Here is an 11416-nt window from a genome sequence, read left to right on the forward strand (position 1 = left end):
TGTCACATGTGCCGCTTCAAACAAGAAAACCAATCGCAACAGTGGCCACACCCATGCTCGACTTTACTGGTTTGGGTATTTTGCAAGAAGCTCTCATATAAGGATTTTCATTGTTACTTTACACGGCTGATGCTCATCTTTATTGTCATTTTTACTGCTAAACTAACAAGATTGCAGAATCACTTAGCTAAACGATGTACAACACAGAAATAGTCGCAGGTTCCCTGTTGATCAATGAAACGCGCAAACTGGCTCAGGTCATGCTGAATGACAGTTCTGTCGAGGCATGGAAGCACGCCATCTTGGTTGATAACCTACTCCAAAAAAAGACCCAGGCCACCGCAAAGCGGATGGGCAATTTGATCCGTCATCGGCTGGAAATGGGCGAGGCTCCGATTTGGTCCCTGATCGCTCAGAACGATTTTGAGCTGGCCGGCCAGGCGGTATTAGTCCTCGCCATACGTCATAGTCAGTTGCTGGCAGACTTTATGCGCCAGGTCATGGGATTACGTGTTCGCCGGCATGATCTGCAACTTACCCAAAAAGACTGGGATGATTTTTTGCAGGAATGCGCCTTGCGTGAATCTGCCGTGGCGGGGTGGAGCGCCTCTACTTGTGAAAAACTTTACCAAGTTATTTTGCGCATACTCGCCGAAAGTAAATTTTTAACCTCATCCAAAGAAAAAAAGATTCAGGCGGTATTGATCCGTCCTGAGATCCATTCTTACCTAAATAATTGCAACGACCAATCCACATTGGCCTGTCTGGAACTTCATCAATGACTGACGCGTTTCACGAAAGACTCAACAAAGTTTTACCTCGCCTGCGCTCGACAGAGCTGCTCAACAACAAGGGCTTAGGCAACGAAATCGGTTTCTATATTTTTGATTACGCACCGGAGCATGAGCTGGAAGTGCGTGAATTTCTCGATGGCGTCATTCTGCCCGGCTTAACTAAAGGCCCAGATCCGGTTCGCACCACACACATTAATTTGTTTCAATTGATTCTCGATGTATTAAGCAAGCGCGATCTTCTTGATAGAGCCGTGGCACTACAAGCTGCCAAGGGTGATAAAGAAGTCTTAAGAGCGATGAAGGGGCCGTTAGATCCGGAAAAGCTCGCGCAAGAATTGATCAAGCAAATGGATCTGTCACAAACAGATTTAGTCATCATTTCGGGTGTGGGCAGTGCCTTTCCGATGTTACGCACAAATACCTTACTCAGTGCCTTACATCCATTAATGGGGCAAATCCCGCTGGTTGCCTTTTACCCTGGTACTTATGACGGTGCCAAGTTGCGGTTGTTTGATCGTCTCAAAGATGACAACTACTACCGCGCTTTCCAGCTAGCAGTTTAAGAAGCCTAAAGAAATTCAAAGAATAATCCAACAGGAATACGCGATGCAAATAGCAGATATGTTTAGTAAAAATATTACCCGCCCAATTAATGGTGTCGTCAAAGCGGATGAACGTGGCCCGGAGGCGGTATGGCAAGAACTGGACGAATACGTCGTCACGCAAGAACTAGACCGGCACTTTCGCCGTTTCTTTGAAAGCTATTTGCAAGCGAAAGACCGGCCGAATGACCCCACTATTAACGCCCGTATGGGTGTCTGGGTCTCCGGTTTTTTCGGGTCCGGTAAATCTCACTTCATAAAAATCCTCTCGTACTTACTCAATAACTACGAAGCGCATGACCCTAATAGCAATGTCGTTCGCAAATCCGCCAACTTTTTTGACGACAAGATCAATGATGCCTTACTGCTGGCCGATGTAAAACGCGCAGTCAAAGATGAGACCGACGTCATTCTGTTTAATATCGACAGCAAGGCCGATAGCAAAGACGATAGAGACGCGATTCTCTCCGTCTTCCTCCGCGTCTTCAATGAAATGCAAGGCTTCAGTGGTGATGCTCCGCACATCGCCGGCATGGAGCGTTATCTGGTTAAAGAAAACGCCTACGACACTTTCAAAGACCAATTTAAAACATTGACGAGCAAAGAATGGAAAGACGAGCGCGATGCAGTCGGCTTCATGCGCGATGAAGTCGTGCAGTCCCTGATGCTTGCCTTAAACATGTCAGAAGCCTCAGCGGCCAAATGGTTTGATGATGCGCCAGACACCTTCCGTATCAATATCGAAAATTTCTCCAAATTAGTCAAAGACTATCTCGATAGCAAAGGGCCGAAGCGCAATATCGTTTTCCTAGCGGATGAGATCGGTCAATTCATAGGTGAAAACACCCAGATGATGCTGACGCTGCAAACCATCGTAGAAAACCTCGGCACCGTTTGCAAGGGCAGGGCATGGGTCATCGTTACATCCCAAGCCGATATTGACGCCGTCATCGGCGACAATAATAAAACACGTACGCATGATTTTTCAAAGATTCAAGGCCGTTTTCATACCAAGTTATCTTTATCCAGCTCGAATACCGACGAAGTCATCGCCAAACGCCTGCTAGCCAAAACTGTGGCGGCAGAACAAGCGCTGCTGCAGCTCTTCATCGAGAAGGGCGATGTCATTAAGAACCAGCTCAGTTTTGTTGGCAATGACGTCAGCATGAAAAACTACAACAATGAAGACGACTTCATCGCGCTCTATCCATTTGCGCCTTACCATTTTCAGCTGGTACAAAAGATTTTTGAAGAGATCCGCAAAGTCGGTGCCACGGGTGTGCATCTCTCCAAAGGTGAGCGCTCCATGCTTGATGCCTTCCAGACTGCTGCCGTGCATAATCAGACTAAGCCACTTGGCAGTTTGATCCCTGTGTATGACTTCTACCCGTCGATAGAAAGTTTTCTTGATCCTGTCATCAAAAAAACCATCGACCAAGCAGTCACCAATCCGGTGTTAGAAAAATTCGACAATGAATTGCTCAAGGCTTTGTTCCTGATCCGCTATATCGAGATCATCAAACCAAATATCGACAACCTGGTTACCCTATGTATTGATGAAGTGGATGCAGACCGCCTGGCCTTAAAGCGCCGCATCGAAGCAAGCCTCACGCGTCTTGATAAAGAAAACCTGATTAACCGTAATGGTGATCATTACTACTTCCTCACCAATGAAGAGCAAGATGTCAGCCGCCAGATCAAGCAGATAGACCCTAGCTACGGCGATCAAAGTAAAATGCTCTCTGAGCTATTATTTGAAGATGTATTTTCCGGAAACAGTCGCATCCGCTATAAACTCAATAAAACCGATTACGACTTCAATCGCCTGCTCGATACTGTTCCCTACAAAACTGCCAACCATGAACTCACGCTGGAAGTTATCAGCCCCTTAAATGACGACTATGTGCGTTTTGATGAAGCGCGTTGCATTAACCGTAGTAGTGAATCACTAGGTGCGCTCATCTACATCAGCGACGACAAAGCCCTAGGGTCGGAACTACGCACCTGGCTACAAGTCGATAAATATGTGCGCAACAATAACACCGCCCAGGCCGCACCTACGTTGAAAAAAATACTGGCAGAACACGCCAGCGACAACAACACCCGCCGTAGCCGTCTGGTTCTTAAATTAACCGAGTTGATCCAGCAAGCAGATTTCTATGCCTTAGGCCAAAAGCTTGCCGTTAAGAGCAATATTCCTAGCGGCCAGCTCGATGAGCAAATTAACTACCTCATCGCCAATAGCTACCCTAAGCTCAGCTACCTCAAAGTTTTGCAAGCCGATGTGCTGGCAGAGATCCGCGCTACCTTTGCGATGAATGATGTCAGCCAGGCGGCGCTCAACCTCAATGGCGAAGAAGGCAATACGCAAGCGATTAAAGACATGCGTGAATATCTAAAGATTGCCGCCAGCGAATCACGCGTGCTTCTCTCAGACGTGACTGATCGTTACGCCAAACGTCTTTATGGCTGGCCAGAAATGGAAACCGCACTCATCATCGCCCGTCTGTTTATGGGCGGTGAAATTAAGCTCGCCTTAGATGGTGGCGATCTTGATGCCAGCAAAGCCTTTGATCCGTTTTCAAAAGCAGCGCGTCACCGCAATATATCCATACTCAAGCGCAAAGCCACCGATGCCGGCGCCTTAAATCGCGCCAGAACGCTATACAAAGACCTTTTCAGCAAACTCGGTAAGGAAGAAGAAGATGCCCTGGTCGCGGAATACCGCGATGCATTAAACGCATGGAAGCAAAGTTTAGACATCAACAAAGGCGTCGCCTCCGGCGGACTTTACCCAGGCAAAGCCCTGATCGACAGCGCAATCACTGAAGTCACGCGCCAGCTTGCGATCAAAGACAGTTTTGAATTCATAGCCAGCCTCAACACCAAGTGTAAAGACTGGCAAAATCTGGCAGAGGATTTAGAAGACCTGCTAGGCTTTTACGCCAAACAGCGCGACACCTGGGATGGCCTGCTTGCCGCACTAACACGCTTTGGTCCGAATAACGACATCCTCGTTAAAGACGCAACAGCGAACGCCGCACTAAATGATCTAGTCAGCATCCGCAACAACCCAGCGCCTTATGGCCAGATCAGCCGTATCAGTGCCTTGATCGTGCAAGTTGAAACGGTGAATCAATTACATTTGTCGCAGAGGCGCGAGCATGCACTAGGCCGCGTTGATACTCGTATCAACGAAGTTAAAATCGACTTAGGGAAGATCAACGCAAGCAACGATATAAGCAATCTGGTACTTACGCAGCTGCAAAAAATTCGCCTGCAAATCACCACACTAACCAGCATCCCTGAGATCCATGCAAAGCAAGAGACAGCGGCCGAAGCGCAAGACGAAGCGAATGAAAAAATAGGCAAAGAAAGTAACCGTCTGGCGGCCGTTGCTGTGGCAGCACATACCGCAGCCACCTTAGCCGCAAAAGCCGCCGCAGCCGCTGCACCTGTAGGATCACCTGCTGCGGTGGCTGTTGTCGTATCTGAGCCAGCAGTCGTACCAGCGTTTGTGATGAAGCCGACCAAGACAATTAAGGCTGCCGATGTGCCGGGTAAAAGTTATTTGGAAACTGAGGATGATGTTGATGCTTACTTGAGTCAATTACGGCAGCAGTTGTTGGCTGCGATTAACTCTGGTCATAAAGCTCGGATTCAGTAACGAAAAAGATTAGAAATTAAATATTAGGTTTCCATTCCGAGATCTCTAAAAAATGAGCGAAGAATAAACAATAGATTCGAGGTAACGCAATGCCATTTGGTACCAATTCAATTTGTAAAACGAAAGAGGAACATCTGAGGAGTATCGCGGATTTGGTTGTGAATCGGGAAACGCTTATATTTTTTGATACTAATATCATTGCATATCTGTATAAATTTCACGTCGCTGCTAGAGATGAATTTTTCAATTGGACCGACGCCGTAATGGCAGGCAATCGGTTGCGTATTCCAGCATGGTCTGCGAACGAATATTTGTCGCGCCTAACTTCAAATCAGCTGCAGACGTACACACCAAAGAGTAAAGAGCCTGATCAAATTAAGAAAACGTTAGAAACGATGCTTGAGGCTGCTTCGTTATTTGTTGACGATAGCTTATTAAGAAAAATTTCGTTCCTCGGAGATCGAACTTTGTTTCTAGCTGAGTTTAGAAAAGCGATTGATGCTATCCCACAGTTTACCTGCGCATTTAAGCAGCAGTTTGATCCGAAAACTGTTCATGAACAAATAATGGAACATCTTTCGCCAGCAGTTTTAAATTCGGACGTGACAAATTTGTGTGTACGTGCTGCGAAAGAGGGTGATACAAGAATTGAACATAGGTTGCCGCCGGGTTTTAAAGATGGGAAAAAGGACGAAAATAGATTTGGTGATTTGATTATTTGGTTTGAAATTCTTGAATATGCAAAATTAAATGCGATTGATTTTCCAAGTGTTGTTTTTATTTCTAATGATGAAAAATCTGATTGGGTCTACGCGCCACAATTTCGAGACGAAAATACCAGAGGTGGTCGCAGGCAAATACCGAACGTAAAGCCGGAAATTAAATTAATTGATCCTCGGTTAGTCTCAGAGTTTAAGAGAACCGTAAATCATAATAAGATCGTCATTTGTAATTTGTTTGATTTAATTGAGGCGCTGTCTATAGGGAATCCAGCTGATTTTCGGCAGCTTGCAGCTGCAATACAAATAAACATTGCTGACGCAGCATTGTCGGAATCTAGCGATCTTTCAACTGATGAATTGGGGGCGGAAAATTCTCCTGCTGAGAATCCGATATTGATCCGCGCCTCGATAGTTGAAGATCCAGATGTATTAATTGCAATTGGGGAAGTAGAAACTCCAATTGTGGTTGATGCTGAAAATGTCAATCCACAACAAGTCCCAGCGCTTCATTTGCTCTATGGACAAAGTGCGCTGCATGATAGTGAGTATGATTCTGATGCGCCATCAGCTATTAACGAGATTATTCGTGAATTAAAATCTCATAATTGGTACATACAGAATCCAGCAATCACCAAAATTAATGCAATTGATGATCAAGCTATAAGTCGAGATTCTTGGTTCGTATTAGGTCGAAATATTTATCAGGCAGCCTGTGGCAACTCTGGGAAAGCCATGGATTTTGTAGCAAATCTTGGTGCTCATCTTTCTCGATTATCTCCGGAGAATGCCAACGATATTTTGGCCGGCATGGTATTCGAAATTTATTTTGACTTAAACGGTCAATTTAGGAGCGAACCAAAGGCATACCTTATCGAAATTCCATTGCAACAAATCGTATCTGAGAATTTTTCTTGCGCTAAAGAATTTATTCTCCTTCAGTTGCAACCCTATTTGAATGAACTTAAATTTCTACCTGGTACATCACAGAAATTGAATTTGAAGGTTGTGTCGAGATCACCTTCACTTGGTGGGTTTACGCGGTTACGGCGAGAGCATGTGATGCAGTCAGTTCAACTAGATAGTATTGAATTGATCTGTCAAAGGGATGATGCTGCTGGGATGCATATGATCAGGGATCGTTGTTCAGTGACCACCTTAATAGATTATATTTCAAAAAATCTTGCTATCCCACGTTGGGCAATTGAGTGCACTTTCGAACCCATTGTTGAGGCTGATACTACGTTTCAGTTAGAGGGTGACAAAATGATCGATTTTCGTTTGACAAAAATAGCCTAATTTTCCCCTACCGTACAAAACCTTTATTGTTTTTATCTTTATAAACCTGCTCCTTTGAAACACCCAATGAACAAAGCAAAACTAAAAGCATACGCTCCCGCCGCTCGTCGTGATTTCATTCAAGCCGTTACCCAGCGCGCCAACTTGCTGGGTTTAACTGCTGCCGATATCGCGCCGGTGCAGATCACTGGCGACATCGCCTTGATCAATGGTCGCCCTTGGCCGGCCAAGGTGGCGCAGCAGCGCGAGTTGTTGGTGGCGCGGATAAAAGGGCAGGGCTTTGCTGCGGTGATGGAGGCGGAGGCTTATGGTTGGTTTAACCGCTGTGCCGCCTTGCGTTATATGGAGTTGCATGGCTACCTCGATCATGGCTATCGGGTCTTATCCTGCCAGACTGGTGTGTTGCCAGAGATTTTAGAGAATGCCGCCAGCCTTGATAGCAGCAGCCTGCCGGGTCTGGATCGCGATGAAGTCGTGCGCTTAAAACTGGCGGGTGACAAGGACAATGAATTGTATCGCCTGCTGCTCACCACGCAGTGTAATGCGCTGGCAGCTAGCATGGGTTTTTTGTTTGAAACTCTGGGTGATGAAACCGAATTGCTATTGCCAGACAATTTGCTCAATACCGATTCCGTCATTGCCAAAATGGTCGCCAGCATCGACGAAACCGATTGGGATCAGGTAGAAATCATCGGTTGGTTGTACCAGTTCTATATCAGCGAAAAGAAGGATGAAGTCATCGGCAAAGTCGTCAAATCCGAAGACATCCCCGCTGCCACGCAATTGTTTACACCGAATTGGATCGTCAAATACCTGACGCAAAACAGCATAGGCCGTCTCTGGCTGATGGCCAATCCATCCTCCAATCTGGCAAGCCAGATGGCTTACTACATCGCCCCCGCAGCGCAAACGCCGGAAGTCGATGCAGAGTTGAACGCCTTAATCCAGACGCGCATGGCGGATGATGGCGGCAGTTTAAGTCCCGAAAGCATCACTGTGCTAGATCCCGCCTGCGGATCAGGCCATATTCTGGTCGAAGCCTACGACATCCTCAAAGCGATCTACCTCGAACGCGGCTACCAGCCACGCGCCATTCCACGCCTGATTTTAGAAAAGAATCTGTTCGGTCTCGACATCGACGACAGAGCCGCACAGTTGGCAGGCTTTGCCTTGCTAATGAAGGCGCGTGCCGATGACAGGCGCTTGTTCGACGAAAAAATAGTATTGAATGTAATGGCACTACAAGACAGTCATGGCCTCGATGATGAGACACTGGCGAATACGGTGTTTGACGCGGCGATTGCCTTGGAAGGTGGTGATGCTTTACATAGTGGTCAGCTCTTTGGTGGCGACCAGTTGGCGACTCAGCATTCTAGCGGACTCAAACCGAATGATCTGCGTGAATTGATACAGGTTTTTGCACATGCAAAGACTTTTGGGTCTTTGCTTACTGTGCCGGTTTCGCTTGCTGATAAACTCGACAAATTTGATGCATTGTTGCAAGCGGTGCAGGATAAAGGTAATACCTTAGCGGAGTCATATGCTAGTCAACTACGCGAACAGTTTTTATTGCCAGCCAAAAGTTTAGCTAAGCAATACGACGCAGTGATTGCGAATCCTCCCTATATGAGTAGTAAGGGGATGAATTCAGACGTCAAAAATTTTGGAAAAAAAGAATTTCCCGATAGTAAAGTAGATCTATTTGCCATGTTCATCGAAAGAGGTTTTGGGTGGTGTAAGCATTCGGGGTTCAATAGTATGGTTACTATGCAGAATTGGATGTTTTTGTCTTCGTATCAATCAATGAGAGAGAAACTCTTATCTAGTAAATCAATTTTTAGTTTAATACAGATTGGTTACAATAGTTTTCCTGAAATAAACTCAAAGGTTGCTCAAGCGTGCGCATTTAGTATGATGGCCTCTCAGATTAATAATTTTATTGGCCGCTACATAAATTTAAATTTGGCTTCGCAATCTGCTGATAAAAATATAGTGTTTCTCGAACGTACGGTTAATTTGACTCACGATGTTCAACAGTCTAATTTTAAAAAAATTCCTGGTAGTCCAGTTGCATATTGGGTTGGTCATAAAGTTCACAATGCTTTCGAATGCATGCCCTCTTTTCGAGAAGAGGCGAATCCAAGAGTTGGAATGCAAACTTCCAATAATGATCGATACCTTAGATTCTGGTGGGAAGTTAGAGTGGATGAACAAAAAAATTCATTAGATTCTGACGCGCCGAAATGGATTGTCTATCTAAAAGGAGGCGCTTTTCGAAGGTGGTACGGCAATTTAGAGTATTTACTTAGATATAACGGTGATTCGAAATTTATTCTTGAACAACCAAATGCAACAGTCTTACCTCTTTCTAGATTGAAAGAACCGAAATGTACTTGGACTGATTTAACTTCAGGTGAATTTAACTGTCGTATTGCTCCAACAGCGTCCTTTCACGATCTTTCTGGACATTGTTTTTATCCATCAAAAGAGGACCAATATTTTTTGTTGGGTATTTCAAACAGTAAGCCGTTTGCATTTTTATTGTCTTTAATAAACTCTACCTTACATTTTCAAGTTGGAGATGTTGGAAAAATACCTGTACCAAAAATAGATAAAGATCAAATTAGTTTGAATGTATTGAAGCTTGTTACCTTGTCCAAAACTGACTGGGATGATCAAGAATTGTCTTGGGATTTTTCATCTCCTTCTTGGATTAACGGATGTTTTCGGTCAATAGATTTAAAATCGTCTTGGAGTAGTATTTTTTATGGTAGGTCATTTGCTATTGAATCTACAAAGGCTCTTGAGGAAGAAAACAATAGAATATTTATTGATGCATACTCTTTGCAGAGCGAATTATCGCCGATTGTCCCTGAAGAGCAAATTAATCTTGCCCGTGCCGACCGCGAAAAAGACAGTCAGCGCCTGATCTCCTACGCCATAGGCTGCATGATGGGACGCTACAGTCTGGACGAACCGGGCTTGATTTACGCCCATGCAGGCAATGCCGGTTTCGACGCAACTCGCTACACAAAATTCCCCGCCGACGCCGACGGCATCGTCCCCGTCACCGACGAATTCTGGTTCGATGACGATGCCGCTAACCGTATACGCGAGTTTTTAGGCGTGGTGTGGGGCGCAGAGACTCTCGATGAAAATATGAACTGGCTGGCAGACAGCCTCGGTCGCAAAGCCGGCCAAAACGCAGAAGAAGCGATCCGCAGCTATATCGCCGGTAGCTTCTTCAAAGATCATCTGAAAACATACAAAAAGCGCCCGATCTATTGGCTGTTCTCCTCCGGCAAACAAAAAGCCTTCGAGTGTCTGGTGTATCTGCACCGCTATAACGAAGGCACACTAGCGCGCATGCGCAACGAATACGTGATTCCGCTAGCAGGCAAATTCGGCGGCCGGGCCGATCTATTGCAAAATCAAATCGACGCCGCCAGCACCACCTCAGAACGCACCAAGCGACAAAAAGAGCTCGATACCCTGAAAAAGAAGCAGCTTGAACTCAACCAGTTCGACGAACAACTCCGCCACTACGCAGACCAACGCATCAGCATCGATCTGGATGATGGCGTCAAAGTCAACTACGGCAAGTTCGGCAATCTGCTGGCGGAAGTGAAGGCGATTACCGGTGGGGCGGGTGATGAGTAAAGTTGCCGCTATATGAATATCAATACTGATCATGGTATGTGCTACGAATTTGATGGAAGGCTTACTTTTTCCACTGGTGAGTCTGCTGTCATCGAATGTCATGTTTGTCCCGCTTTAGTCGCAGGGAGAAAAGCGCATATTGATTTACGTGTGCCTAGTACATCAATGCCTTTGAGTGGCGTTGAAAATCCATGTCATGTCGAAAGTTTGGATGCGGAAGCACACATACAAATTCAGCTAGAACATGTTTGGTTTCGAAGCATCACTGATAACCAAATACCTAAACGCGTTACTGGCAGTGTACCTATCACCTTAACTCATGTTGGACAATTGACGATTTGCAGGTCAAAAAAATTTATGCCCGAGTTTGGTACTGAGAGCGCCAAGCCGACCGTTCGCTTCTATTTAAACGACAATGTTTTTCTTGGATCTACATCACTCATGATGGCAATACATGGAAAATTGAGTGAACGTGAAGATCATTTGTATCAGGTTGAGGTGCCCGATTTGGGTGTGATCCGGTTTGTTCGAGAATGGGTTATGTTACCCACATCAGAAAAAAATGATGTGATTGTTCAATCGTAAGCGCTCCATAAACCCCAGACTATCAAGTCAAATCTAAATCCTTCAAGCTCACGATTTCAATAATGAGATGGAGTGGAAATGGAAAAGCAA

At 45.5% G+C, this 11416-nt stretch carries 6 protein-coding genes; all 6 read left to right on the forward strand.

The annotated features are described in order from the left end of the window. The first annotated feature begins 194 nt into the window (after window positions 1–194). The 6 genes from AAKU61_RS20815 to AAKU61_RS20840 all read left to right on the forward strand — a co-directional run bounded on the left by AAKU61_RS20815 (window position 195) and on the right by AAKU61_RS20840 (window position 11326). A complete protein-coding gene (locus AAKU61_RS20815; RefSeq protein WP_354335363.1) occupies window positions 195–782 on the forward strand; it encodes a DUF1819 family protein in 588 nt (195 codons plus the stop codon). After that, complete coding sequence (locus tag AAKU61_RS20820; RefSeq protein WP_354335365.1) at window positions 779–1357, forward strand: DUF1788 domain-containing protein; 579 nt, start codon at window positions 779–781, stop codon at window positions 1355–1357. Before AAKU61_RS20815 ends, AAKU61_RS20820 begins: the two co-directional genes overlap by 4 nt. 43 nt (window positions 1358–1400) lie before the next feature. Next, entirely contained in the window at window positions 1401–5063 is a 3663-nt protein-coding gene (brxC, locus tag AAKU61_RS20825; RefSeq protein WP_354335367.1) for a BREX system P-loop protein BrxC, read from the forward strand. An 89-nt stretch (window positions 5064–5152) separates the two neighbouring features. Further along, window positions 5153–7081 (forward strand): PIN-like domain-containing protein, encoded by a 1929-nt coding sequence (locus AAKU61_RS20830; protein WP_354335369.1) that lies wholly within the window; start codon window positions 5153–5155, stop codon window positions 7079–7081. Window positions 7082–7147: 66 nt separating this feature from the next. Continuing rightward, the gene (pglX, locus tag AAKU61_RS20835) at window positions 7148–10741 is read left to right on the forward strand and encodes a BREX-1 system adenine-specific DNA-methyltransferase PglX (protein ID WP_354335371.1); all 3594 of its coding nucleotides are present in this window, start codon (window positions 7148–7150) and stop codon (window positions 10739–10741) included. A 12-nt stretch (window positions 10742–10753) separates the two neighbouring features. Further along, window positions 10754–11326: a hypothetical protein gene (locus AAKU61_RS20840; RefSeq protein ID WP_354335373.1), complete on the forward strand. Its 573-nt coding sequence runs from the start codon at window positions 10754–10756 to the stop codon at window positions 11324–11326. The last annotated feature ends 90 nt before the right edge of the window (window positions 11327–11416 follow it).

The sequence above is a fragment of the Undibacterium sp. GrIS 1.2 genome (genome assembly GCF_040544435.1).
GTDB lineage: Bacteria > Pseudomonadota > Gammaproteobacteria > Burkholderiales > Burkholderiaceae_D > Undibacterium.

Excerpts from the sequence above, each read along its gene's own strand:
- AAKU61_RS20820 (WP_354335365.1), top strand. The coding sequence starts at position 779 with ATGACTGACGCGTTTCACGAAAGACTCAACAAAGTTTTACCTCGCCTG.
- AAKU61_RS20830 (WP_354335369.1), top strand. The coding sequence starts at position 5,153 with ATGCCATTTGGTACCAATTCAATTTGTAAAACGAAAGAGGAACATCTG.
- AAKU61_RS20840 (WP_354335373.1), top strand. The coding sequence starts at position 10,754 with ATGAATATCAATACTGATCATGGTATGTGCTACGAATTTGATGGAAGG.
- AAKU61_RS20815 (WP_354335363.1), top strand. The coding sequence starts at position 195 with ATGTACAACACAGAAATAGTCGCAGGTTCCCTGTTGATCAATGAAACG.
- pglX (WP_354335371.1), top strand. The coding sequence starts at position 7,148 with ATGAACAAAGCAAAACTAAAAGCATACGCTCCCGCCGCTCGTCGTGAT.
- brxC (WP_354335367.1), top strand. The coding sequence starts at position 1,401 with ATGCAAATAGCAGATATGTTTAGTAAAAATATTACCCGCCCAATTAAT.